Raw genomic sequence first — 22,850 nt, forward strand, 5'->3', positions numbered from 1 at the left:
AAAAGGCAGGCTGATTCTACGGCAAAAAAAAATTAAAGGTAAGTCAGTGTTTATTGGACTTTGGTGGTGGCGGTCACCAGAGCCCGATTCTCCACAGGCCCTGAACTTTGAGGGGTGATCAATGGCCGACAAAGGGCTAACATGCCGGCCTGTTCTGCTTTTTCGCGTTTTTGCCTATCTATGCCCAATCAGACCATCAAGACTCCCTGCGTCGGCCTCTGCTCCACTGTTTACGGTGACCTGGTGTGCCGTGGCTGCAAGCGCTTCCACCACGAAGTGATCCACTGGAACGGTTACAACGAGGAAGAAAAGCGCGCGGTATGGCTGCGTCTTGAGCAGTTGCTGTCACAGGTGATGGCCGCCAAGGTGGAAATTTTCGATCCGGCACTGCTCCGAATGCAGCTGGAACAGCGCAAGATCCGCTTCGTGCCCCATCAGTCGGAATATTGCTGGGCCTACCAGTTGATCGCGCGCGGTGCGCGGGTGATCAACAACCTGGAAGCCTACGGGATGGTGCTGCTGCCGGAGTTTCGCGAGTGGAACCTGCCGGAATTGCGCGACGCCATTGATCGGGAATTTTTCCTGCTCTCCGAAGCCCATTACCAGCGCTATATTGCGCCGGGGTTCCTGCAAGACGCCTTTGGCGGCTGACCCGCTGATATGTGGCGAGGGGGCTTGCCCCCGTTCGGCGGCGCAGCCGTCGCAAATTGAGCTGGTACAAGTACATCTGCCGGAATGCAGGGGGCCGCTTCGCGACCCAGCGGGGGCGAGCCCCCTCGCCACAAAAGCATGTTCGGCTTCAATGCTTGTCCGCAATCTCCTCGAGATGATCCGCCACTTCCATCGGCTTGAGCACCAGCACATCGCTCTCGACCGCATCGAGCACCACTTCCGCCGTATTGCCGATCAACGCCCCTGACAACCCGCTGCGCGCTACGGTGCCGATCACCGTCACCGCTGCCTGCAGTTTGTGCACCATGAACGGAATCAGCACATCCGCCGGGCCTTCCTCGATGTGCAGGTGATCATCGTCGATGTCGAATTCCGCCTGGAACGCCTTGCACTGTTCGCGATAGCGCGCCTGGATGGTTTCGCTCAGTTGAAACGTCGGGTCGGCCGCCGACAGCATCGGCGACGGGTGGGCGCTGATCACGTGCAGGCGGGCCTTGGCCAGGGTTGCGATGTCATAGCCATGATCGATGATGGTGTTGTGCAGGTGGCGATGTTCCTGGTCGGTGTTACCGACGTCGATGGCTGCCAGGATCACTTTGTCTTTCCATGAATCGGCGGTTTTCACCAGCAGCACCGGAGTCGGGCAGGACCGCAACAGCTTCCAGTCCTGCGGGGTCAGCAGGGCTTTTTTCAACGGACTGTCGGGGAAGTGCTGCTTGACCACCAGGCCGCAACCTTCGGCTTGCTGCACATCGACGATGGTTTGGTGTTGGCTGTCGTTCCAGGCCTGCTCGGTGGTGACGCTGTAGCCGTCCTCCGTCAAAGCGGCCTTGAGCACACCCAACATTCCACTGTGATCATGCTTGGGGTCGCACACCAGCAGATGCAACTGCGCCTGGGTCACACCGGCGATCAACTTCGCCCGTTTGAGCGCCAGGCTTTCCGAGTGCTCGGGTTCGATGACCACCAGAATGCTGCGAATGGCTTGCATGAGCGGGATCTCCTGAAAATGAAAAAGCACGGCGTTGCACAACTATAGTTGCTGTCGGCGATTCGGGGACTTGATGCATATCAACGGTCGGCGACTGGTGGTCTGCGGGCAGGCCGGTATAATCGGCGCCCTTCGTTTTGAACCTATTTTTCCGTGAGCCCCATGATCCTTCCCGAAATTCACGAGTTCCTTGGCTGCCGCACCCCCGACGGCTGGATCCAGGCCGCGCTGGCCGATCAGGAAACCCTGCTGATCGACCACAAGAACTGCGAATTCAAGGCCGCCAGCACCGCGTTGAGCCTGATCGCCAAGTATCACTCCCACGTCGATCTGATCAACATGATGTCGCGCCTGGCCCGGGAAGAACTGGTGCACCACGAACAGGTCATGCGCCTGATGAAACGGCGCAAGATCGAACTGCGCCAGCTGTCCGCCGGGCGCTATGCGTCGGGGCTGCGCAAGGTGGTGCGCAGTCACGAGCCGGTGAAACTGGTGGACACCCTGGTGGTCGGCGCCTTCATCGAAGCCCGCAGTTGCGAGCGTTTCGAAGCGCTGGTGCCGCACCTGGACGAAGAACTGGGCAAGTTCTATTTCGGTCTGCTCAAGAGCGAGGCCAGGCATTTCCAGGGTTACCTGAAGCTGGCCTACCAATATGGGGACGCCAAGGACATCGCCCAGGTGATCGACAGGGTCCGTGCCGCCGAGCAGGAACTGATCGAATCCCCGGATGTGGAGTTTCGCTTCCATAGCGGCATACCGGCTGCGGCATAAACACCGCAACCCATTGTGGGAGCGAGCTTGCTCGCGATGACGGATCAGGCAGTCACACCTGAGGTGGCTGACAGTCCGCTATCGCGAGCAAGCTCGCTCCCACAGGTTCCGGTGTTAACTGACAGGTATCAGTTTTCTGGCGGGCGCTCAGCTTAGAAATCCCACTTGGTGGTCAACATCACGTTGCGTGGTTCGCCGTAGTACGTGGTGTCGAAGTTGCCCAGGCCCGTCAGGTAGCGTTTGTCGAACACGTTGTTGGCGTTGACGGTGAAGCTCAGGTTTTCGTTGAACTGGTAGCGGCTCATCAGGTCGACGAGGGTGTAGCCACCTTGCTTGATGCGGGTGTCGCCGCCCGTTGTCGGGCTGTAGATCTTGCCGTAGAACGCGCTCTGCCAGCTGATACCGCCACCGATGGTCACCTGATCCAGTGCGCCGGGCAGGCGGTAGGTGGTGAACGTACGCACGACATGTTCCGGTTTGGATGTCGCCAGTGGGAAGCCAAAGATGCGCTGTTCATCAGCGTCACGGGTGCGGGCGTAGGTATAGCCGGCCGACAGGTTCCAACCTTCGGCCGCTTCACCGGCCAGTTCCAGTTCCACACCTTTGGTGGTTGCGCCGTCGATGGCTTTGTAGATGCCTTCGTTGGTGACCGGGTTGGTTCCGATCGATTCGGCGAGGTTGTCTTGCTCGATGCGGAAGAAGGCCAGGCTGGCGTTCAGTCGCCCGTCGAAGTAAGCGGCTTTCAGGCCGGCTTCGTAACTGGCGCCCTCGACCGGTGCCAGGGTCGAACCGTTGGCGTCCTTGTAGGTTTGTGGCTGGTAGATGCTGGTGTAGCTGGCGTATGCAGAATAGGTGTCGTCCAGGTCATAAACCACACCGGCATAGGGCGTGACCACGCCATGTTCCTTGTAGCTGGCATGGGTGTCATCGAGTCCCGCACCCGGATAGTACGAATAATCCTCGTTGTACTTGAAGGTGCTCAGGCGGCTGCCGAGGATGATCGACAGATCGTCGGTCGCGTGCAGGCGCGTGGCCAGGTACAGGCCATTCTGGCTTTGGATGCGTTCGTACTTGCCGTTTTTCGGGAAGTTCTGTTCCGGCAGATCGCCGTTCCAGTCGTAGATGCTGCCCGGGACCAATTCGAAGGCGCTGGTGTCGTAGGTCGCGCCGGTCTGGCGCGAGTGGGAAGCCATGAAGCCAGCCACCAGTTCATGCTCGCGGCCTCCCAGGGTGAAGGGGCCTGTGACGTTCACGTCAGCGGTGTTTTGCACGCGATGACCTTCCCAGCGACCCCAGTACAGGAACATGCCTTCACCAGTGGCGCGGTCCGGGTTGCCGCCGCTGGCCGAGGCCAGGCGAGTGTCGTGATCGGTGGTTTTCTGGTCGATGCTGGCCTTGAACTTCCAGTCGTTGGCCAGGGCCTGTTCCAGGGAGGCGAAGTAAGTGATGTCGTCGAAGTCGCGACGACTCCAGTCGGCGCCCGGGTTGAAGTGACGCGGGAAGTCGGTACGGCCACCGTCCGAGAAGTACACCGGGTTGCCGGTCCAGGACGAGCCTCGCGGGGTGGTGCTTGACTTGTCGACGCCGAAGGTCAGCAGGGTGTCGGGTGTCAGATCGGCTTCGAGGATGCCATAGAACAGGTCTTTCTTCTGGCTGTAATGATCCTGGTAGGAGTTCTTGTCGGAATAAGCACCGACGAAGCGGCCACGCACACTGCCGGAATCGTTCAGCGAACCGGAAATATCGCCGACGCTGCGATACGCGTCCCAGTAACCGACGGTGCCGCTGATCGACGCCTTGAATTCCTTGGTCGGCTTCTTGCGGATCAGGTTGACGGTGGCGGACGGGTCGCCCGAACCGGTCATCAGGCCGGTCGCACCCTTGACGATTTCGATGCGGTCCAGGCTGGACGCGTCGTCGCCGTTGTTAGGGTTTTCACCGTAGACACCGTCATACGGAATGTTCACGCCGTCGTACTGGAAGTTGGTGATGGCAAAGCCGCGGGCGGAAAACTCGGTGCGGTCACTGTCGTACTTTTGCGTCGAAATGCCGGGGGTGTTGCGTAGCGCGTCGCCGATGCTCTGCACACCGCGGTCGTCCATCTGCTGACGGGTAATTACGGTCACCGATTGCGGCGTTTCGCGGATCGACAGGGGCAGGCCGGTGGCCGTGGATGTTGAACCGGTGGTGTAGGAGTGGGTGCCTTCGGTGGTAGCGCCCAGCGCCTGGCCGGAAATGGTCGTTGCGCCCAGTTGCAGTACGCCGTCGTCCCGGGCCGAGTTCTTTTCGGCATCGGTTTCAGCGGCGTGGACAACGGGTACAAGGCTCAGCAGGGCGGCAGGCAGGGCCAGCGCCAGAGGGCACAAGGCAAAACGGAAACGGGCGACAAGCGGGTGCGACATGGGGATCCCTTTGCATCGAATCGATCGGTAGTTGAAGTGCTTCTGAGGGGTTGACCGAACGAAAAACGCAAAGGGGAACTGCCGTATGAAAAAAACTGATAATTATTCTCGGCAGACCAGGCCGAGACGCTCATGCCACTGGGCGATGGATTCTTGAGCGTACCCTGAACAGCCTAGACCGTAAGGGCTACTCGACCGGCACCAGAATCGCGTCGCCGGTCGCCACCAGTTTCAATTGACCGGCTGTTTGCGCGAACAGTTCGGCGCGGGCAAATACCTGTTTCTTGCCGGCCTTCACCACTCGGCCCCGGGCGATGAACACTTCACCGATCGCAGGTGCCAGGCAGTTCACTGAAAAGTGCGAGGCCAGCACGTTGCCCGCCACAGTCCCGGCGGCAAATCCGCAGGCGGTGTCGAGCATCGCGCCAATCAGGCCGGCATGCAGGAAACCGGCGTATTGCGCCATGTCGTTTTCACGAAAGGCCATGGTGAGCTCGGCTTCGCCAGTTTCGGCGCGGGTGACTTCAAAGCCGGCCCAGCGGTTGAAGGCCGAGGTTGAGTTGATCTGTTTGAGTGTGTTGAGCATGGCGAATCCCTCCGGTTGAGGGTTCAACATGCGCCGGGTTCGGGGGCATGTCATCGTTGATCAGCCAGCGTGATAGGGCGGTGGATTTATGGTGAATATACTGGCCCCATCGCGAGCAAGCTCGCTCCCACATTTGGAATGCAATCCCCTGTGGGAGCGAGCTTGCTCGCGATGAACGATAACGCGGTCCCACTGGACGCCCACTCAAGGCCAAGTCAGCATGTCCCCCTCGAAACCGGGACATGACCCCCATGCGACGCTTACCCTCCCTGGCAGCCCTGCGAACCTTCGAATGCGCCGCCCGTCACGCCCATTTCGGTCGGGCGGCGGCCGAGCTGTGTGTCACCGACAGCGCCGTCAGCCACCAGATTCGCCAACTCGAAGAGCAACTCGGTGTGCCGCTGTTCGTGCGCGAGGGCCGGCAGATTCGCCCGACCCTGGCCGCCGGGCGCCTGATGCAAAGTTTGCAGCAGGCTTTCGAACTGATTGGCGATGCCTGCGATGAACTGCGCGACCCTTCATCCCTGGCGGTATTGCGTCTGGCGGTCACCGCCGAGCTGGCGCAAAAGTGGCTGATGAGTCGTCTCACGGATTTCTACGCGCGTTACCCGCACATCACCTTGCATCTGTACGAACAGCCGATCGACGCCACGGCGCCCGGGGAAGACATCGACCTGGCGATCACCTACGGCACCGGCCCGGTGGACAGCACCGCGTATTTCGTCCGACCGCTGCCTGCGTTGCAGTTCTTCCCGGTGTGCAGCCCCGGCCTGTTCAACCAGGGCACCCTGAAAACCCCGAAGGACCTGGCCCGCCACTGTCTGCTGCACGACGACCAGGACGGCAAGACCTGGACCGCGTGGCTTACCAGCCATGCCGGTGACCAGCGCCCTGATCGTCAATTGTATTTCGCCCACGCCGGGCTGGCACTGGAGGCCGCGGCCCAAGGGCAGGGCGTGGCCATGGGCGACAACTTGACGGCCCAGGAAGATTTGCTCAGCGGGCGGCTGGTACGGCCGTTCACCTCGAGCATGACCGCGCTGGGCCAATATGCGCTGGTGTGCGAGCGGCTGCGGCTGGAGCGTCCGGCGGTGGCGCAAATGCTGGAATGGTTCAACGATCAGTTGCTCGATTGATGAGTTGAATTCAAGTATTCCGAAATAATCATCGTTGGCGAGCCAGTCGCTGTCGCCCTTAGCCTGTGGTCATTCCAATCCCCGCTGAAGAGGTTTGACCATGGCCCGTTTGCTCGACACCACTCCCAAACAGGACGGTTTCCGTCTGCCCGGCGAATTCGAAGCCAAGTCCGGTTGCTGGCTCGGCTGGCCGGAGCGTACCGACGTCTGGCGCAACGGTGCCAAGCCGGCGCAGAAAGTCTGGGTGCAGATCGTCACCGCCATTTCCATGAGCGAACCGGTCACCGTGTGCGCCTCGGCGGCACAGTTCGCCACCGCGCGTCGCCAGTTGCCGCCGCAAGTACGCGTGGTCGAAATGACCTGCAACGACACCTGGTTCCGCGACAGCGGCCCGTGTTTTGTGGTCAACGACCAGCGTGGCGAAGTGCGCGGCGTCGACTTCGAATTCAACGCCTACGGCGGCCTCGACGGCGGCTTGTACTATCCGTGGGACAAGGACGACCAGATCGCCGGCAAGATCCTCGAAATCGAACGCTTCGACCGCTATCGCGCACCGTTGATCGCCGAATTGGGCGGCATCCAGAGCGACGGCCAGGGCAGCATCCTGACCACTGAGCAATGCCTGCTCAACCGCAATCGCAACCAGCACCTGGGCAAGGACGAAGTCACCCGCCGCCTGACCGATTACCTCGGCGCCGAGCAGGTGATCTGGCTGCCACGGGGCTGCAAGTTCGATGAAACCGACGGCCACGTCGACGACCTCGCGTGCTTCGTGCGCCCCGGTGAAGTGGTGCTGCAATGGACCGACAACCGCGACGACCCGCAATGGGAAATCTATCAGGAGGCCTACGACATCCTGCGCAGCACCCGCGACAGTCGTGGCCGCGAGTTGATCGTGCACAAGCTGCCGCAGCCGGATGTGCTGGAGTGGACCGCCGAAGAAGCCGAAGGCCTGGACCGGCAGGACAGCACCCATACCCGCCAGGCCGGGACGAAAATCTGCGCGTCGTACATCAACTACTACGCCGGTAACAGCTCCATCGTGGTGCCGCTGTTTGGTGATCGCAACGACAAAGTGGCGCTGGCGACCCTGGCCGAGCTGTTCCCGCAACACAGCATCGTCGGCATCGAAAACTCCCGGGAAATCCTCCTCGGTGGCGGCAACGTCGCGTGCATTACCATGCCGCAGTACGCCGTCACCACCTCCAACAAAAAGGGAGCGTGATCGTGGGCCTGCACAAACTGACTCAAGCAATACTGCTGGTGCTTGCACCCCTGTGTGTGCAGGCTGCCGACACCGCCAAACCGGTGGTCAACCTGTACATCTGGGGCGAGTACCTGGCCCCGGACACCTTGAAGAATTTTGAAGCGAAAACCGGCATCCATGTGGTGGTCGACCACTTCGACTCCCTGGAAACCGTCGAGACCAAGCTGCTCACCGGCCGCAGTGGCTACGATCTGGTGCTGACGGCGGGGCAGCACCTGTCCCGGGCCATCGAGAGTGGCGCGGTGCAGACGGTCGACAAGCAGCAACTGCCGCACTTTGCCGGCGTCGGCGAGGAGTTCCGCCAGCACATGGCGGTGTTCGATCCGGGCAACCGCTATGCCGGGATCTACGCCTGGGGCACCACGGGTGTGGGGTATCAGGAACAGGCTGTCAAACAGCGCCTGCCCGACGCGCCGACCGACAGTTGGGCGATGCTGTTCGATCCGGCCGTGGTCTCGAAATTCGCCGATTGCGGGGTCAGCTTGCTCAACGATCCCAACGAAGTGTTTGCGGCGGTCATGAAGTACATGGGCCTGGACATCAACCGCCAGAACCTCGATGACCTGAAGTTGGCCGAGCAGCAACTGGCGAAGATTCGTCCGTACATCCGCTACTTCGACAACGACCTGAACATCAGCGACCTGGCCAACGGCAACACCTGCGTGGCGATGTCGTGGAACGGCAACGTGGCCATCGCGGCGGGCCAGGCCGAGGCGGCGGGCAAGCCGTACTCGCTGAAGTACCGGATTCCGAAGGAGGGCACGTTGATCTGGTTCGATGCCATGGTCATTCCCAAGGACGCGCCGCATCCGCAGGCCGGCCTGGCGTTGATGGATTACCTGATGACCCCGCAAGTGATCGCGCCGATCACCGACACCATCCACTACGCCAATGCGATTACGGCGGCGGACGGCTTGATCGACCCGGCGATTCGCAACGATCCGGGGACGTATCCGCCGGCCGCGGTCCGGGCTTCGCTGTACAGCAAGAATGACAATGGCAAGGCGTTCAACCGGGCGTTGATCAGGGCGTTCAGCCGGTTGAAGTCGGGGTTGTAACTGGTCCTTGATGGTGTGTTGACTGGACTGACGTCTTCGCGAGCAAGCCCGCTCCCACAAAGATCACGCGAACCTTGTGGGAGCGAGCTTGCTCGCGATGAACGATAACGCGGTCTACCGGCCAGGCACCCGCCACAAATACCAGGAGGCCACCGTCCGGTAAGGGCTCCACCCCAACCCGATCTCGATCATCTGCTTGCGCGTCGGCTGCACCTCCAGGCCCTTGAGTCGCCTATAGCCCTCACGCACGCCAAAGTCATCGGCCGGCAGGATATCCGGCCGCTCCAGGCTGTAGATCAGCAGCATCTCCACGGTCCAGCGGCCCACGCCGCGCAAAGTGATCAGGCGTTCGATCAGCGCTTCATCGTCCATGGCCAGCGCCGTGGCGTAATCGGGCACCACGCCGTCCAGCGACGCCTGGGCGATACCCTGAATGGTCGCGATCTTGCTCGCGGAAAACCCGCAACTGCGCAGTCGGTCGAAATCGGTCGCGACGATCTGTTCAGGCTTGGGAAACGCACCCGAACCGAACAGTGCCAGCAGCCGGCCGACAATCGCATCACCGGCCTTGGCGTGCAGTTGCTGATAAGCAATCGCCCGCACCAGCGACTCATAGGGATCACGGGCCGCGTGCGGCTGGTGCAGGCACGGGCCGACGGCGTCGATGTGGCGGCGCCAGTCGTCATCGATGGCCGCCAGGAACGCACTGGCCGCCTGATAGCCGTCAGCCATGGGCTCAGGCTTTCCCGGACGGTTTCAAGAGGGCGTTCACTTCGCCATAGGTGAGGGCCTTCAGGTCGTGGGTATCGAACTTGCCGGTTTGCAGAAAGCTTTTGGCGATGCCGGCCATGGCACCGTAGAGGAATTCGGCGATGCCTGAACCTGCGGACAGGCGGCGCACACCAAGTTCTTTGAGCACTTCGGGTGACGGCAGGCCCGGGAAGCCAAGCACATTCAGCGGCAGCGAGGTGCCGTGGCACAGCGCCTTGATCTCGTACTCCGCGGTAACGCCCGCCGCAAACAGGCCATTGGCACCGGCCGCCTGATACAGCTTGGCGCGCTCGAGGGTTTCGGCGACGCGATCTTCGGCAGGCACCAGACCCCGAAGATAAACATCGGTGCGCGCATTGATGAACAGGTTCACGTTACGTCGATCGGCCACCTGGCGCGCGGTTTCAATCTTGCGTACCAGTAATTCCGGCGGCGAGGAGCCGTCCTCGATATTGATTCCGACAGCGCCGGCGGCAATCACGGCGTCAACCACTTTTGCCACCCGTTCCAGGTCATCGGAGTAACCGGCTTCGATGTCCACGGTCAGTGGCACCGAAATGACCCGGGCGATCGACTCGACCGTCGAGACCAGGCGCTCAAGGGGCAGGGTGTTGCCGTCCGGATAGCCATGTACCCAGGCCACCGCCGCACTGCTGGTGGCGACGGCCTTGTTGCCCAGTTGCTCCACCAGCCGCGCACCGGCGGCATCGGCGACGTTGGTGAGGATCAGCAAACCCTCGAGATGCAGTTGGTGCAGTTGATTGTCGAGCCTGTCCATCGAATTTCCTTCCTTATGAAAAAACTGTGGGGGGATCAGAACGCCAGCTGCTCCGTGAGCTGCACCGCTGCGTTTTCCAGCCTGAGCAGAAACGCCTTGCGCGGCTGGCCTCCAGCGTAGCCGGTCAACGAGCCGTCGGCGCCGATCACCCGGTGGCAGGGCACGACAATCGATAAGCGGTTATGCCCGTTGGCCAGGCCCACCGCCCGGCTGGCACCGGGCTTGCCCAGAATCGCCGCAATGGCGCCGTAGGTGGTGGTCCGGCCGTAAGGGATCTTCGCCAGTTCAGCCCAGACCCGGCGGGAGAACTCGCTACCGGGCATGTGCAAGGCCACGCTGAACTCAGTGAGCGTACCGGCGAAATACGCGGACAACTGCTCTTCGATCTGCTGCAAATGTGCGTTGTGCCCCGGTGCCACGGCATAACCGAAACGGTTTTGCAGCGCCTGGACCGAAGGGTTCAGCGAGGTCTGATCGAGAAACTCCAGCAGCACCAGCCCGCGCCGTTCGGCCATGGCGATCATCGGCCCCAGGGGTGTGGTCAGGCGCGTGAACAGCAGCGGCTCGCTGTTGGCCGCCCGGCCCGGGGTGATGTGAAAGGATTTTTGAAAGGCATCGCGAAAACCGCTCAGGGACTCGTAGCCGGAATCGAAGGCGACTTCATCGATGGAGTCGCCCTGTTTGATCCCGCCCAGCGCCATGCCCAGGCGCCGGGTGCGCAGCCAGGCGTGGAAGGTCATGCCGAAGTGCTGCTTGAACCAGCGACGCAGTTTCAGTGGTTCGATGCCTTCAGCCAGTAGCCGGGCGTCGGTCCAGCGCTGTTCCGGGTCGGCGTCTACCGACTTGAACAGTTTCTGCACCCAGTCCGGCGCGCTGGCGGCGGTGTCCAGCGGTTTGCAGCGCTTGCAGGCGCGATAGCCCGCCGCCAGGCATTGTTCGGCGCTGGCAAAGAACTCGACGTTCTCAGGCTTCGGGCTGCGGGCGGTGCAACCGGGACGGCAGAAGATGCCTGTGGTCTTGACCGCCGTGAAAAACACCCCCTCGTAGGAGGTGTCTCGTTCGAGCATGGCGCGAACCATCTCGGCACGGGGCGGTAGAAGCGTTTTTTGTAGGTTCATGGGCCCAGCATAGATCGCGTCATGGGCGACCTCCACCGGAAAATCGACAGCGAATTTCGCTCCTTTGAACACTGCGAGTCAATGTGGGAGCAAGCCCGCTCCCACATGGGAAAAATATCTACTTCAGGCGCGTCTGGCCATCAGAAGTACCGAAGCCGCCGCCGACAGCAACCCGGCGCAGCAGCGGTTGAACATCCGCTTGCCCGATGGCCTGGCGAACCAGCGGCGCATGTGCAGGCCCATGTAGGCGTAAGCGCCGATGGCGACCCATTCCAGCACCAGAAACAGCGCGCCCAACACCACGAACTGCGGCGCAATGGCGTGGGTCGAGTCGACGAATTGCGGCAGGAACGCGGTGAAAATCAGGATGGCCTTGGGGTTGCCGGCCGCGACCAGGAATTCCTGCCGGGCCAGCGCCAGCGTGCCCACGGGCGCTGAGGTGACCACGTTTTCCACACCCGAATCTGCGCGCCACAATTGCCAGGCGAGGTAGAACAGGTAAGCCGCGCCGAGGATCTTGATGGCGTAGAACAGCAGCTCAGAGGTTTGCAACACCACCGCTAGCCCCGCCGAGGCCAGGGCAATCATCCCGGCGAACGCCAGCAACCGGCCGATGCCGGCCACGCACGCGGTGCGGTAGCCATAGCGGGTCGAATTGCTGACCGACAACAGGTTGTTGGGGCCTGGCGCCATGTTGAGGGCAAAACAGGCCGGCAGGAACAGGGTGAGGGTGGCGAGGTCCATGGTGGGCTCCTGTAGCAAGAGCGCTATTTTTATCACGGCTCACCCTTGGCCAGACCCATACAGTCATGGGCGCAAACCACCGTACACGGGGTTATCTGGCGAACTTTTTCGCCCCGGTGACGCAGAGGATCACGGCGACGGTGACACCCAGCATGCCGAGGCTGACATGCTCATGCAGCAGGGTGGCGGCCAGGGTCAGCCCGAAAAACGGCTGAAGCAGCTGCAATTGCCCGACGGCGGCGATGCCCCCTTGGGCCAGGCCGCGATACCAGAACACGAAACCGATCAGCATGCTGAACAGCGAGACGTAAGCCAGGCTGAACCAGGCCGGCGTGCTGATGCCGGTGAACGAAGCCGGCATGCGCATCCAGCTGAGCACGGCCACGACCGGCAGCGACAGCACCAGCGCCCAGCTAATCACCTGCCAGCCACCGAGGGTGCGCGACAGTTTCGCGCCTTCGGCATAACCCAGGCCGCAGGCGAGGATGGCCAGCAGCATCAGGATGTCGCCTTGGGGGGAGGCGGTCAGCCCTTGGGACAGGGCAAACCCGACCACCAGCAGGCTGCCCAGCACCGAGAAAATCCAGAACGCCGCCCTTGGCCGCTCGCCGCCGCGCAGAACGCCAAACACCGCTGTTGCCAGGGGCAGCAGGCCGACAAAGACAATGGAGTGCGCGGAAGTCACGTATTGCAGCGCCAGCGCGGTCAACAGGGGAAAGCCGATGACCACGCCCAGGGCGACGATCATCAACGGAATCAGTTGCTGGCGCGCCGGGCGTTTTTCCTTGAATAACCACAGCAGGCACAACGCCAGGACCGCCGCGATGGTCGCGCGCGCAACCGTCAGGAACACGGGGTCAAACTCCAGCACCGCCACCCGTGTCGCCGGTAGCGAGCCGCTGAAGATCACCACGCCGATCAGGCCGTTGATCCAGCCGCTGGTGCTGTTTTCCAGCGTCCGGGGTTGCAGGTTCGAGGTCCGTTCCATTTGGCTCACGCTCATTGTCTGATTGCACGAAACTCATCCTATGAGCGACTATCGATACAATCAAAAAATTGTCATGGATACATCTCGACATGCCTCGATCCCGCTACAAGACCCTGGTAGATGCCTTTGCCGCCGACATCCGCTCCGGGCATCTGCCGCCCGGTACGCGCCTGCCGACTCACCGGCAACTGGCAACCGAGCACGGTCTGGCACTGGTCACCGCCAGCCGGGTGTATGCCGAGCTGGAGGGTATGGGCCTGGTCAGCGGCGAAACCGGACGCGGGACCTTTGTCAGGGAGACCTCGCTGCCGCCGGGGCAGGGCATCTCGCAGCACGTGGTGGCGGCGGGGATGATCGACCTGAATTTCAACTACCCGTCATTGCCCGGTCAGGCCGACCTGTTGCGCACTGCCTTGCGTCAACTGGCCTTGTCCGGGGACCTTGAATCCCTCCTGCGCTATCAGCCTCACGCGGGACGCCTGCACGAACGGGCCTCCGTCGCGCGCCATCTGCTTGATCGGGGGCTGAGCGTGCCGGCTGAACAGGTGTTGATCGTCAGCGGCGCCCAGCATGGCCTGGCGGTGGCGATGATGACGCTGCTCAAACCAGGTGATGTGATCGCCGCCGATGCGCTGACCTATCCCGGTTTCAAGACGCTGGCCGAAACCCTGCATCTGGAAGTCTTGCCCATTCCGGTCACGGATACCGGGCCTGATCTGCCTGCCCTGGAAAAACTCTGTCGCAGCCGATCGGTACGGGCGCTGTACTCGATGCCGACCCTGCACAACCCTTTGGGCTGGGTGATGGACCTGGATCAGCGCGAGCAGTTGGTGGCGATTGCGCGCCGGCATGACCTGACGATCATCGAGGACGCCGCCTACGCGTTCCTGGCTGAAAACGTACCGCCACCGTTGGCCGAGCTGGCGCCGGAGAGGACGGTGTATGTATCCGGTCTGTCGAAGAATGTCGCCACCGGGCTGCGCGTCGGTTTCATCGCCGCACCGGCGCAATGGGTCGCCGCCTTCGAGCGCACGATCATGGCGACCACCTGGAACACTCCCGGCGTTGTGACCGCCATCGCCACGGTCTGGCTCGACGATGGCACCGTCAGCCAACTGGAATCGCAAAAACGTGCAGACGCCCGGGCCCGGCAAGCCCTGGCCCGCGAGATGCTGGCAGGGCTCAGGACCATCAGTCACCCCAATTCCTACTTCATCTGGCTGCCGTTGGCGGAGGACGCCCGGGCCGACCAGATCGCCATGGCACTGATGCGCGAGCAGGTGTCGGTGTCGCCGGCCGAGCCTTTTGCGATTTCGGTCCACGTGCCGCACGCGATACGCCTGGCGTTGGGTTCGGTGGACATGGACTCGTTGCGCACTGCCTTGAGCAAAGTGAAAAGCATCGTCAGCTATTACTCGTAGCGAGGCCGGGAAGGGTAGTTTTCTTCAATACGCGAACCGGTGGGGTCTTTACCTTGAGGGCCTTGTTCAACTCGATGGAAGAAGGTGTGCAATGAGTCTGATGATGTCCATGGCAGCGTTTGCGCTGGTCGCGTCCATCACGCCGGGGCCGGTCAACATTGTGGCGTTGAGTTCCGGCGCGCGGTTTGGCTTCCGGGCCAGCCAGCGTCACGTGGTCGGGGCCACCCTGGGGTTTGTTTTGCTGTTGGTGTTGATGGGGTTGGGCCTGCATGAGTTGTTGCAACGATGGCCGGCACTGACGCAGGGGGTGCAATGGGCAGGCGTGGCGTTTCTGTTGTACATGGCCTTCAAGCTGGCGGCCGACAATGGGCAGGTGCAAGCCGGCGAATCGGCGCAGGCGCCGTCGATGCTGTATGGCGCCATCATGCAATGGCTCAACCCGAAAGCCTGGCTGGCCTGCGTGGCCGGCATGGGCGCGTTTGTCGCCGATGGCGAGGCACGCCTGGTTTGGCAATTCGCCGCGATTTACCTGGTGATCTGCTATGCGTCGGTCGGTTGCTGGGCGTATGCCGGGACATTTCTGCGCGGCTTCCTGAACAACCCGGCGGGGATGCGCCTGTTCAATCGCGCCATGGCGCTGCTGCTGGTGGTGAGCGCGGTGTACCTGTTGCTGCCGTAACGGCAGTCACTGCAGGTTTTGTGGCGAGGGGGCTTGCCCCGTTCGGCGGCGCAGCCGTCGTAAATCCTGCATGCAATGTATGTCTGAAAGAACGTCGGGGGCCGCTTCGCAGCCCAACGGGGGCAAGCCCCCTCGCCACAGGGGAGAGTCAGGCTCAAGAGCATCTTTGTGTTGCCTCAGCCCCGATACTGCCCCGGTGTCGCCGCCAGGTGCTGTTTGAATGCCCGTTGAAAATGCGCCTGATCGGCGAACCCCGCTTCCAGTGCCACGTCCGCAATCAGCTTGCCGCTGCGCAATTGATCCTGGGCGAACTGGATGCGCCGGTTCACCAGGAACGCGTGGGGCGTCATGCCGTAATGCTGTTTGAAGGCGCGGATCAGGTAGGACGGTGACAGTTGCGCCGCCTCGCATATGTCTTCGAGCTTGAGGGTTTGCGTGCAGTGGTCGCGGATGTAATCGGCAGCACGCTCCAGCTTGAAATTGGGTTCGCGCAGCGGCTGATCGATCGGGTTGAACCGGAGCTGAACCTCGGTAAAGAACTCCACGGCCACGCTGTGTTTGCGCAGCACGTCTTGCTGTGGATCGACCAGTACCTCATACAAGCCCGCGAGGCCGGCAAACAGGTTGGCGTCCCGGGTATGGGTCACTGAAAAGCGGCGAAACGCCGCGTCATCGCAGAACCCGAGCTGATGCTGAAAATCGGTCAGCCACGGCGTATCGACGTACAGCATCAGGTACGACCAGGGTTGGTCTTCGATCGGGTTGCAGGCGTGGACGTCGCCGGGGTTCATCAGCACGACAGTGCCGACGCTGACCTCGAACGCCGACTGCTCATGGAGATAGGTGCTGCGCCCGGCGGTGATCGCTCCGATGGAAAAGTGCTCGTGGGCATGCCGTGTGTAGCAGACTTCGCGCCCGTCAGCGATGGAGCGGGCTTCGATGAAAGGCAGGGCATCATCGCGCCAGAAGCGCGGGGCCTTGTCGGCGTTCTTGGCAACGGCGTGCTTCATGCTCGCTCCTCGGCAGGTCAGTGCCCGAGTGTATTAGCTCTCGCCGTCAAAGGCTCGTTGCAGTTCGGCGATATCGAGTTTTTTCATCTGCATCATCGCCTGCATGGCTCGTTGGGATTTTTTCGTGTCCGGGTCTTTGATCATGTCCATCATCGCAACGGGGACGATCTGCCATGACAGCCCGAACTTGTCCTTGAGCCAGCCGCATTGCTGGGCCTCGGGCGCGCCGCCGGCCGACAGGCGGCCCCAGTAATGGTCGACTTCTTCCTGGGTCTGGCAATTGACCTGAAACGAAACCGCTTCACTGAACGTGAACATCGGCCCGCCGTTGAGACCGGTGAAGCTCTGCCCGTCGAGTTCGAAGCTGACGGTCATGACCGAACCTTCGGGCCGGCCGTGGAATTCGAATCCGGCGTGGCCGTAATGGGTGATGGCGGTGATTTTCGAATGGTCGAAGATCGAGCAATAGAACTTTGCCGCCTCTTCGGCCTGATTGTCGAACCACAGGCAGGGCGTGAGTTTTTGAACACGTTGCATGGCGGGCACTCCTCGGCAGGTTATGCATGCTGGATTACAGCGTAGCCAGCCTGAGTTCGTTCGGCAGTACCGTAGATCGCCAAACACCCGTTTCAGGCCACGATCAGAACGCCCATCGGGTGGTCAATTGCACGGCGCGCGGTTCGCCATAAAACCCGGTGCCAAAGTTGCCAAGCCCGGTGTAGTAGGTTTTATCGAACAGGTTCTTCACGTTCAGTGTGGTGCTCAGGTGCTCGTTGAAGCGATAGCGCGCCATCGCGTCCACCAGGGCGTAACCGGGCTGGGTGATCGTCGTGTACTGACCGAAGTTCACCGTATCGGCGGGGTCGGGACGGAACACATTGCCAAAGAATTCGCTTTGCCAGTTCACGCCTGCACCGACGGTGAGCCTGTCCCAGGGTCCAGGCAGGCGGTAGGTGCTGAATACTCGCACCACCTGTTCCGGTGCAGTGGTTTGCAGCACCGAACCGTAGACGTAATCACCCTTGGCATCGCGGGTGTGGTTATAGGTGTAGCCGGCCGACAGGTTCCAGCCGTCCCGCAACTCGCCGGCCAGTTCGATCTCGAAGCCTTTGGTGGTGGCACCCTGGACGGCGCGGTACACCGACTCGATATCAACGCCGCTGACATACTCGGCGATGTTGTCCTGTTCGATGCGGTACAGGGCGAACCTGGCGTTCAGGCGCCCGTCGAAGTATTCAGCCTTGATGCCCGCTTCAAGACTTTTGCCTTGTACCGGATCGAGCAGTCGCCGGTTGGCGTCCTTGCTCATTTGCGGCTGATAGATGCTGGTGTAGCTGGTGTACACCGACCAGGTGTCGTCGAAATCATAGACAAGCCCGGCATAAGGCGTGACGACACCGCTCTGGCGATAGCTGTCGCGCAGGTCGGCGGTGTGCGGGTCGCTGTAATCCAGGTCGTCGTGCCCCGAGAAGTCGCTGACACGCGTGCCGAGGATCAGCGCCAGGTCATCGACGGGCTTGAGCCGGGTAGCCAGGTAGGCACCGGTCTGGCGCTGGACAATGTCGTTGGTGCCCACCCGTGGGATCCCGGGTTTCGCAAACTCGCCGCGCCAGTCGAAGATGCTGCCGTCCACTGGCGGGTACACCGAACCGTACACCGGGATGTCCTGGCGCGTGTTCATTGACATGAAACCGACGATCAGTTCGTGATCGCCACCCCATAGGGTGAATGGACCGGTCAGGTTGACGTCGATGTTGTCCTGAACCTGATCGCCCTCGAACTTGCCCATGTACATGAACATGCCGTTACCGCTGACCGGGTCCGGGTTGCCGCCACTGGCGGAGGCGAGGAAGGTATCGTGCTGGCGGTGTTTGCGGTCGTAACTGACCTTGAGTGCCCAATCGTTGACCAGTTGCTGCTGCACGGAGGCGAACACCGTCTGGTTGGTGAAGTCGCGACGGCTCCAGTCGGTGGCCGGGTTGAAGGACCGGGAGAAATCGGTGCGCGAGCCGTCGCTGTAGTACATCGGAAAACCGGTCCAGCTGGCGCCCCGGGAACGGGTGTCTTGCTGGTCGATACCGACGGTGACAAGGGTGTCCGGGGTCAAGTCGGCTTCGACAATGCCGTAGGCGATGTCCTTGGTGTTGCGGTAGTGATCGGTGTAGGCGCTGCGATCCTGGTGGACACCGACCAGACGCCCGCGGACATTTGCGCTGGCGCTCAGCGGGCCGGAAATATCGCCTTCGCTGCGATAGTTGTCCCAGGAGCCGACGGTGCCGGTGACCGAGGCTTTGAATACCGGGGTCGGGCGCTTGCGAATCAGATTGACCGTTGCCGAGGGATCACCCGCCCCGGTCATCAGGCCGGTCGCGCCTTTGATGATCTCAACGCGGTCATAGGGTGCCATGTCGGTGCTCGAGGTGCCGTAGTCGTAGACACCGTCGTAGTCGGTATTGACGCCGTCGTACTGGAAATTGGTGATCGGCAAGCCACGACTGGAAAATTCCCAGCGTTCGCTGTCGTAGTTTTGCACGCTGATGCCAGGAGTGCGGCGCAGGACATCGACGATGCTGGTGGCCCCCTGGTCGTCCATGAGTTGGCGGGTGATGACCGTGACCGATTGCGGCGTTTCGCGCAGGGACAGCGGCAGACCAGTGGCTGAAGACGTCGAGCCGACGGTGTAGGCGCGGGAGTCTTCGCTGATCGTCCCGGGTGCCTGCCCGGAAATGTTCGTCGCCCCCAGTTCCAGTGCATCTTGTGTCACGGCTGTGGCCTGCAGCACGTAGCTGCCGGTGCCCTGGCGTTGCGCTTGCAGGCCACTGCCTTGCAGCAGTCGTTGCAACGCTTGCTGCTGGCTGTAGACACCGTCAAGACCAGGGCTGCGTTTGCCGGCCGCGAGGTCATTGTGTCCGGCGAGAAAAATCCCGGCCTGTTCGGCAAAGCGGTTGAGGACGCTCACCAGCGATCCGGCAGCGATGGTGTAATGGCGTGCCTGGCTGCCGGGTTGTTCGCTGTTGACGAGGGGGGCGGCTTGAGTCCGCGACACGTCCAGGCCCGGCAAGACAACCGCCAGAGCCAGCATCAGCGGATGCAAGGCGAAGCGGTTGCGGGTAACGGTGGCGCGCGGCATGGGGTTCCCGGGAGTCGGATCAATCGGCAATCGAGTTGCTTGAAGGGTTAACCGGACGAAAAAGGCAAAAGGGAACCGGCGCGACAGAAAAAACCTTCATCAGGCTTTTGGGCCGACGTTGACCCACCAGTCCAGCGGCTTCTGCACCCGTACCGGCAATGCCGCTTCCAGCAGGCGCAAGGCCTGATCGGTGTCCTTGAGCGGGAACGAACCCATGACCGGCAGCCCGGCCACCGACGGGTCGCAGCCCAGATGCCCGTGACGGTACTGGCTCAGCTCCTGGAGCAATTGGCCCAACGGCAGGTTGTCTGCCAGCAGCAGGCCACGGCGCCAGGCTTCACGAGTCGCCGTGGCGGCGGTCGGTGTCGGAATGTGGTTTTCGCTGAATGCTACTTGGCGTCCCGCTTCCACCACCTGAACCTGGTCTTGGGCAGTCCGGATTTCGACGGCGCCTTCGTAGACGTTGAGCAATGTCTGCCGATCCTCCTGGCGCACACTGAAGTGCGTGCCCAGCGCGCGCATCCGGCCTTGGGCGGTGTGCACCAGCAGCGGGCGGTGGCTGTCTTTGGCGGTATCGATCAACACCTCCCCAAGCCGCAACAGCAGCAGTCGTTGTGTGCTGTCAAACCGAACATTCAGCGCGCTCAACGCATTGAGCCAGATCTGGCTGCCATCGCTGAGCCGGGTTTCGCGGGTTTCGCCGGTGCCGGTGGAGAGGTCGGCGCGCCAGCGAACCAGGGTGGGCGCCAAGGCGGTTTCCTCCCAGGCACTCCACCCCAGCAAACCTCCCGACACCAGAACCAGCAGACCCTTCACGGTGTGGCGGCGACTGATGGCGGCACGTTCGGTGTTGCGCAGTACATGGCTGACCGCTTGCGGATGATCGTTCTGCAAGGCGGCAAAGCGCTGGCCAACCCGCTCGACATAATGCCAGGCAGCCTGATGCTCGCTACTTTGCGTCAGCCAGGCTTGCCAATGCTGGCGGTCTTGTTCCCCGGCCTGTTGGTCGTTGAGTTGGACATACCATTGCGCAGCTTGTTCGAGACTGGCATGGCTGATGGCGTTCGATGCGGTCTGTGTCATTGAATCAGCAGGCCATCGAGTTCTGCTTCGAGCATGGCGCAATGCATCAGTGCCTGGGCCAGGTACTTCTTCACCATGCGCTCACACACGCCGATTTCTTCGGCGATGGCGCGGTAGGGCAACCCCTGCAACTGAGCCAACACGAACGCATCACGTACCCGTTGGGGCAAGCGTTGCAACATGGCGTCCACTTCATACAGGGTTTCGACGATGATCGCCCGCTGCTCTGGCGAAGGGTGAACGGCTTGGGGCTGCGCCGCGAGGGTGTCCAGCCAGGCCTGTTCAAGTTGCCGACGACGCCAGTGATCGATACACAAGCCTCGGGCGATGGTCGCCAGATACGAACGCTCGTGGGTTTCGCCGTCGAACACCTGAGGGCGCTTGAGCACACGGATGAAGGTGTCATGGGCCAGGTCGGCAGCATCAAACGCGTTGTTCAGACGCCGGCGCAGCAGCGCGTGCAACCAGCGGTGATGCGTGGCGTAGAGGGTCTGGACGCAGGAGGAATCGGCAACCGTCATCGTGAGCGCATGTCCATGGGCGGTTCGCGTCCTTGTGTAAATAAGAATTGATCGCGATTAAAGCAAATGGCCCATGTCTGTGCAAATGATATTGGTTTGCTTTTAGGTTGATTGAATCGTGTCTGGAGGACGTTGTTGTCGTAATGACTCTTGATGTTGTCATAAGGACAATGTCGGGGTTGAGTCAAATTGACTTCGTTGATCTGGAGGCGCCGGTTTACAAGGGCTCATGAGCTGGCACGGAACATGAAACATCAAACGTACAACTGAGCGGCTACAGGCGTACGGAAAATGTCCCATTTCTTCAGCAACCCTCAAAACGTTCTGCATCTCTCCAGTCGTGTACTCGGCGTTGGCCTGGTCATGTTGCTCGCCGGAGTCTACGGCGCCTATCTCTATGCAGGGCACCTGTCGATTGTCGCCTTGGTGTCGATGCACGCCATGACCATCCTCGGCCCGACCCTGCTGAAAATCGGCTATGTCATGCGCCTGCTGTCGCAGTACGGGCTGAGCCAAACACCGGCCAGGGTGGTGGCGTGATGCGTGGAATCGCTGCGGCACCTGTTTTCTCCCTCGGCTTTCGCCCGTTTTTTCTGGCGGGTGCCGGGTTCGCGGCCATCGCGGTGGCGGTCTGGGCGTTGTGGTTGTACGGTCGACTCCCCGGCGCACAACCAATGGGTGGCATGCTCGCCTGGCATCGCCATGAAATGCCATTCGGTTTTACCGCGGCCATCATTGCCGGGTTTCTGTTGACGGCGGTACCTAACTGGACCGGCCGGCCAGGGCTCAATGGGTGGCCGCTGATCGGGCTGGTGCTGGTATGGCTGATCGCTCGGCTGGCCTGGTTGATGCCGATGCCCGCCATCCTGTTGCTGGCCTTGCAAGTGCCCTTTCTGCCGCTGCTGGCGTGTGTGCTGGGACGGGATTTGATCGCCGCCGGCAAGCGGGAAAATTATCCGGTTTTACTGATGGTCACGTTGTTGGCAGGCTGTCAGGCGCTGACGTTGCTGGGTATTTTCAATGAAGACGTGAATCTGCAGCGGCATGGCGTGCTGGCCGCTTTATGGCTGGTGGGCGCGCTGATGAGCGTGATCGGCGGGCGGGTGATTCCGTTCTTCATCCAGCGCGGCTTGAACCGTCCCGCAACGCCTGCGGCTCATCCGTTGCCGGGAAAGGTGTTGCTGATCAGCGCGATGCTGGCGGCGGTGTCTTTTGCCGCCGGTTTGAATGACGCCCCACGCGTGTGGCTGGCGCTGTTGTTTGCGTTGATCAGCGGTTTGCATCTGCTGCGATTGTGGCGCTGGCATGATCGCGGTCTGTGGCGCGTGCCGCTGCTGTGGTCGCTGTACCTGGCTTACACCTGGCTCGCGGTGGCGACGCTGGCCATGGCGCTGTGGCACCTGGGCTGGATGCCGCAGCAAAGCCTGGCCACCCATTCGCTGGCCGTCGGCGGCATCGGCGGGTTGGTTCTGGCGATGATCGCGCGGGTCAGCCTGGGGCACACCGGGCGCTTGTTGCAGCCGTCAAAGGCGATCGTTGTGGGATTTGCCCTGGTGCTGGTGGCGGGTGTGTCACGGGTGTGGCTGGTGCCATTTTCCGGGTGGGGATTGGGAATGTCGGCGCTGCTTTGGTGTATGGCATTCGGGCTGTTTCTGTCGCGTTACACCGGTATTTTGTTCAAGCCGAGGGTGTAGAAGCGAAGCTTGCTCGCGACGGACGTCAAC

General features: G+C 61.7%; 22 protein-coding genes. 9 read left to right on the plus strand and 13 right to left on the minus strand.

Features of this window, described 5'->3' with window-relative positions:
* Positions 1–180: 180 nt before the first annotated feature.
* The gene (locus AC1RDQ_RS08270; RefSeq protein ID WP_057715064.1) at positions 181–651 is read left to right on the plus strand and encodes a DUF1289 domain-containing protein; all 471 of its coding nucleotides are present in this window, start codon (positions 181–183) and stop codon (positions 649–651) included.
* Positions 652–799: 148 nt separating this feature from the next.
* On the opposite strand, the gene AC1RDQ_RS08275 is transcribed toward AC1RDQ_RS08270, so the two are convergent.
* On the minus strand, positions 800–1,663 hold the full coding sequence (locus tag AC1RDQ_RS08275; protein WP_057715063.1) for a universal stress protein: 864 nt from the start codon (positions 1,661–1,663) through the stop codon (positions 800–802).
* A gap of 162 nt (positions 1,664–1,825) precedes the next feature.
* Between AC1RDQ_RS08275 and AC1RDQ_RS08280 the strand changes: the two genes are divergently transcribed.
* On the plus strand, positions 1,826–2,434 hold the full coding sequence (locus AC1RDQ_RS08280; RefSeq protein ID WP_090454987.1) for a MiaE family protein: 609 nt from the start codon (positions 1,826–1,828) through the stop codon (positions 2,432–2,434).
* A gap of 152 nt (positions 2,435–2,586) precedes the next feature.
* Here AC1RDQ_RS08280 and AC1RDQ_RS08285 read toward each other — a convergent pair whose 3' ends face one another.
* Together AC1RDQ_RS08285 and AC1RDQ_RS08290 are read right to left on the minus strand one after the other, a co-directional pair.
* On the minus strand, positions 2,587–4,836 hold the full coding sequence (locus tag AC1RDQ_RS08285; protein ID WP_492586889.1) for a TonB-dependent siderophore receptor: 2,250 nt from the start codon (positions 4,834–4,836) through the stop codon (positions 2,587–2,589).
* A 187-nt stretch (positions 4,837–5,023) separates the two neighbouring features.
* On the minus strand, positions 5,024–5,422 hold the full coding sequence (locus tag AC1RDQ_RS08290) for a PaaI family thioesterase (RefSeq protein ID WP_340316219.1): 399 nt from the start codon (positions 5,420–5,422) through the stop codon (positions 5,024–5,026).
* Positions 5,423–5,673: 251 nt separating this feature from the next.
* Between AC1RDQ_RS08290 and AC1RDQ_RS08295 the strand changes: the two genes are divergently transcribed.
* The 3 genes from AC1RDQ_RS08295 to AC1RDQ_RS08305 all read left to right on the plus strand — a co-directional run bounded on the left by AC1RDQ_RS08295 (position 5,674) and on the right by AC1RDQ_RS08305 (position 8,883).
* Complete coding sequence (locus AC1RDQ_RS08295; protein WP_090454991.1) at positions 5,674–6,558, plus strand: LysR substrate-binding domain-containing protein; 885 nt, start codon at positions 5,674–5,676, stop codon at positions 6,556–6,558.
* 100 nt (positions 6,559–6,658) lie between these two features.
* Positions 6,659–7,783 carry an agmatine deiminase gene (aguA, locus tag AC1RDQ_RS08300; RefSeq protein ID WP_057715060.1) on the plus strand — a complete coding sequence of 375 codons (1,125 nt, stop codon included), beginning with the start codon at positions 6,659–6,661 and terminating at the stop codon, positions 7,781–7,783.
* A 2-nt stretch (positions 7,784–7,785) separates the two neighbouring features.
* Positions 7,786–8,883: an extracellular solute-binding protein gene (locus tag AC1RDQ_RS08305; protein ID WP_218498230.1), complete on the plus strand. Its 1,098-nt coding sequence runs from the start codon at positions 7,786–7,788 to the stop codon at positions 8,881–8,883.
* A 114-nt stretch (positions 8,884–8,997) separates the two neighbouring features.
* Here the strand turns inward: AC1RDQ_RS08305 and AC1RDQ_RS08310 are convergent, their stop codons facing one another.
* The 5 genes from AC1RDQ_RS08310 to AC1RDQ_RS08330 all read right to left on the minus strand — a co-directional run bounded on the left by AC1RDQ_RS08310 (position 8,998) and on the right by AC1RDQ_RS08330 (position 13,282).
* Positions 8,998–9,615, minus strand: a complete 618-nt coding sequence (locus AC1RDQ_RS08310; RefSeq protein ID WP_340316226.1) for a DNA-3-methyladenine glycosylase family protein — start codon at positions 9,613–9,615, stop codon at positions 8,998–9,000.
* A gap of 4 nt (positions 9,616–9,619) precedes the next feature.
* Positions 9,620–10,432 (minus strand): isocitrate lyase/PEP mutase family protein, encoded by an 813-nt coding sequence (locus AC1RDQ_RS08315; protein ID WP_492586890.1) that lies wholly within the window; start codon positions 10,430–10,432, stop codon positions 9,620–9,622.
* Positions 10,433–10,467: 35 nt separating this feature from the next.
* The gene (locus AC1RDQ_RS08320) at positions 10,468–11,550 is read right to left on the minus strand and encodes a bifunctional transcriptional activator/DNA repair enzyme AdaA (protein ID WP_340316228.1); all 1,083 of its coding nucleotides are present in this window, start codon (positions 11,548–11,550) and stop codon (positions 10,468–10,470) included.
* Between the two features lie 123 nt (positions 11,551–11,673).
* Complete coding sequence (locus tag AC1RDQ_RS08325; protein ID WP_492586892.1) at positions 11,674–12,294, minus strand: LysE family translocator; 621 nt, start codon at positions 12,292–12,294, stop codon at positions 11,674–11,676.
* A 91-nt stretch (positions 12,295–12,385) separates the two neighbouring features.
* Positions 12,386–13,282 carry a DMT family transporter gene (locus AC1RDQ_RS08330; RefSeq protein WP_090454997.1) on the minus strand — a complete coding sequence of 299 codons (897 nt, stop codon included), beginning with the start codon at positions 13,280–13,282 and terminating at the stop codon, positions 12,386–12,388.
* An 89-nt stretch (positions 13,283–13,371) separates the two neighbouring features.
* Between AC1RDQ_RS08330 and AC1RDQ_RS08335 the strand changes: the two genes are divergently transcribed.
* Together AC1RDQ_RS08335 and AC1RDQ_RS08340 are read left to right on the plus strand one after the other, a co-directional pair.
* The gene (locus AC1RDQ_RS08335) at positions 13,372–14,703 is read left to right on the plus strand and encodes an aminotransferase-like domain-containing protein (protein WP_492586893.1); all 1,332 of its coding nucleotides are present in this window, start codon (positions 13,372–13,374) and stop codon (positions 14,701–14,703) included.
* Between the two features lie 91 nt (positions 14,704–14,794).
* Positions 14,795–15,382 (plus strand): LysE family translocator, encoded by a 588-nt coding sequence (locus AC1RDQ_RS08340; RefSeq protein ID WP_492586895.1) that lies wholly within the window; start codon positions 14,795–14,797, stop codon positions 15,380–15,382.
* A 176-nt stretch (positions 15,383–15,558) separates the two neighbouring features.
* Here the strand turns inward: AC1RDQ_RS08340 and AC1RDQ_RS08345 are convergent, their stop codons facing one another.
* The 5 genes from AC1RDQ_RS08345 to AC1RDQ_RS08365 all read right to left on the minus strand — a co-directional run bounded on the left by AC1RDQ_RS08345 (position 15,559) and on the right by AC1RDQ_RS08365 (position 21,126).
* Entirely contained in the window at positions 15,559–16,392 is an 834-nt protein-coding gene (locus AC1RDQ_RS08345) for an AraC family ligand binding domain-containing protein (protein ID WP_492586897.1), read from the minus strand.
* A gap of 33 nt (positions 16,393–16,425) precedes the next feature.
* Positions 16,426–16,929: a VOC family protein gene (locus AC1RDQ_RS08350; RefSeq protein WP_057715051.1), complete on the minus strand. Its 504-nt coding sequence runs from the start codon at positions 16,927–16,929 to the stop codon at positions 16,426–16,428.
* Positions 16,930–17,032: 103 nt separating this feature from the next.
* Positions 17,033–19,522: a TonB-dependent siderophore receptor gene (locus AC1RDQ_RS08355; RefSeq protein ID WP_492586899.1), complete on the minus strand. Its 2,490-nt coding sequence runs from the start codon at positions 19,520–19,522 to the stop codon at positions 17,033–17,035.
* A gap of 99 nt (positions 19,523–19,621) precedes the next feature.
* The gene (locus tag AC1RDQ_RS08360) at positions 19,622–20,605 is read right to left on the minus strand and encodes a FecR domain-containing protein (RefSeq protein ID WP_492586901.1); all 984 of its coding nucleotides are present in this window, start codon (positions 20,603–20,605) and stop codon (positions 19,622–19,624) included.
* Complete coding sequence (locus tag AC1RDQ_RS08365) at positions 20,602–21,126, minus strand: sigma-70 family RNA polymerase sigma factor (protein ID WP_150814632.1); 525 nt, start codon at positions 21,124–21,126, stop codon at positions 20,602–20,604. Before AC1RDQ_RS08365 ends, AC1RDQ_RS08360 begins: the two co-directional genes overlap by 4 nt.
* Before the next feature lie 291 nt (positions 21,127–21,417).
* Between AC1RDQ_RS08365 and AC1RDQ_RS08370 the strand changes: the two genes are divergently transcribed.
* A complete protein-coding gene (locus AC1RDQ_RS08370; protein WP_492586903.1) occupies positions 21,418–21,666 on the plus strand; it encodes a transmembrane sensor/regulator PpyR in 249 nt (82 codons plus the stop codon).
* Complete coding sequence (locus AC1RDQ_RS08375; RefSeq protein WP_492586905.1) at positions 21,666–22,820, plus strand: NnrS family protein; 1,155 nt, start codon at positions 21,666–21,668, stop codon at positions 22,818–22,820. The genes AC1RDQ_RS08370 and AC1RDQ_RS08375 overlap by 1 nt, the downstream gene beginning before the upstream one ends.
* Positions 22,821–22,850 lie beyond the last annotated feature (30 nt).

Source organism: Pseudomonas sp. GW823-FHT02E01 (genome assembly GCF_058797535.1).

What these genes read in the sequence shown, in the direction of transcription:
- AC1RDQ_RS08375 (WP_492586905.1), top strand. Translation starts at nt 21,666, where the DNA reads ATGCGTGGAATCGCTGCGGCACCTGTTTTCTCCCTCGGCTTTCGCCCG.
- AC1RDQ_RS08360 (WP_492586901.1), bottom strand. Translation starts at nt 20,605, where the DNA reads ATGACACAGACCGCATCGAACGCCATCAGCCATGCCAGTCTCGAACAA.
- AC1RDQ_RS08315 (WP_492586890.1), bottom strand. Translation starts at nt 10,432, where the DNA reads ATGGACAGGCTCGACAATCAACTGCACCAACTGCATCTCGAGGGTTTG.
- AC1RDQ_RS08325 (WP_492586892.1), bottom strand. Translation starts at nt 12,294, where the DNA reads ATGGACCTCGCCACCCTCACCCTGTTCCTGCCGGCCTGTTTTGCCCTC.
- AC1RDQ_RS08285 (WP_492586889.1), bottom strand. Translation starts at nt 4,836, where the DNA reads ATGTCGCACCCGCTTGTCGCCCGTTTCCGTTTTGCCTTGTGCCCTCTG.
- AC1RDQ_RS08365 (WP_150814632.1), bottom strand. Translation starts at nt 21,126, where the DNA reads ATGACGGTTGCCGATTCCTCCTGCGTCCAGACCCTCTACGCCACGCAT.
- AC1RDQ_RS08290 (WP_340316219.1), bottom strand. Translation starts at nt 5,422, where the DNA reads ATGCTCAACACACTCAAACAGATCAACTCAACCTCGGCCTTCAACCGC.
- AC1RDQ_RS08335 (WP_492586893.1), top strand. Translation starts at nt 13,372, where the DNA reads ATGCCTCGATCCCGCTACAAGACCCTGGTAGATGCCTTTGCCGCCGAC.
- aguA (WP_057715060.1), top strand. Translation starts at nt 6,659, where the DNA reads ATGGCCCGTTTGCTCGACACCACTCCCAAACAGGACGGTTTCCGTCTG.
- AC1RDQ_RS08370 (WP_492586903.1), top strand. Translation starts at nt 21,418, where the DNA reads ATGTCCCATTTCTTCAGCAACCCTCAAAACGTTCTGCATCTCTCCAGT.
- AC1RDQ_RS08350 (WP_057715051.1), bottom strand. Translation starts at nt 16,929, where the DNA reads ATGCAACGTGTTCAAAAACTCACGCCCTGCCTGTGGTTCGACAATCAG.
- AC1RDQ_RS08270 (WP_057715064.1), top strand. Translation starts at nt 181, where the DNA reads ATGCCCAATCAGACCATCAAGACTCCCTGCGTCGGCCTCTGCTCCACT.
- AC1RDQ_RS08310 (WP_340316226.1), bottom strand. Translation starts at nt 9,615, where the DNA reads ATGGCTGACGGCTATCAGGCGGCCAGTGCGTTCCTGGCGGCCATCGAT.
- AC1RDQ_RS08280 (WP_090454987.1), top strand. Translation starts at nt 1,826, where the DNA reads ATGATCCTTCCCGAAATTCACGAGTTCCTTGGCTGCCGCACCCCCGAC.
- AC1RDQ_RS08275 (WP_057715063.1), bottom strand. Translation starts at nt 1,663, where the DNA reads ATGCAAGCCATTCGCAGCATTCTGGTGGTCATCGAACCCGAGCACTCG.
- AC1RDQ_RS08355 (WP_492586899.1), bottom strand. Translation starts at nt 19,522, where the DNA reads ATGCCGCGCGCCACCGTTACCCGCAACCGCTTCGCCTTGCATCCGCTG.
- AC1RDQ_RS08295 (WP_090454991.1), top strand. Translation starts at nt 5,674, where the DNA reads ATGCGACGCTTACCCTCCCTGGCAGCCCTGCGAACCTTCGAATGCGCC.
- AC1RDQ_RS08320 (WP_340316228.1), bottom strand. Translation starts at nt 11,550, where the DNA reads ATGAACCTACAAAAAACGCTTCTACCGCCCCGTGCCGAGATGGTTCGC.
- AC1RDQ_RS08330 (WP_090454997.1), bottom strand. Translation starts at nt 13,282, where the DNA reads ATGGAACGGACCTCGAACCTGCAACCCCGGACGCTGGAAAACAGCACC.
- AC1RDQ_RS08340 (WP_492586895.1), top strand. Translation starts at nt 14,795, where the DNA reads ATGAGTCTGATGATGTCCATGGCAGCGTTTGCGCTGGTCGCGTCCATC.
- AC1RDQ_RS08345 (WP_492586897.1), bottom strand. Translation starts at nt 16,392, where the DNA reads ATGAAGCACGCCGTTGCCAAGAACGCCGACAAGGCCCCGCGCTTCTGG.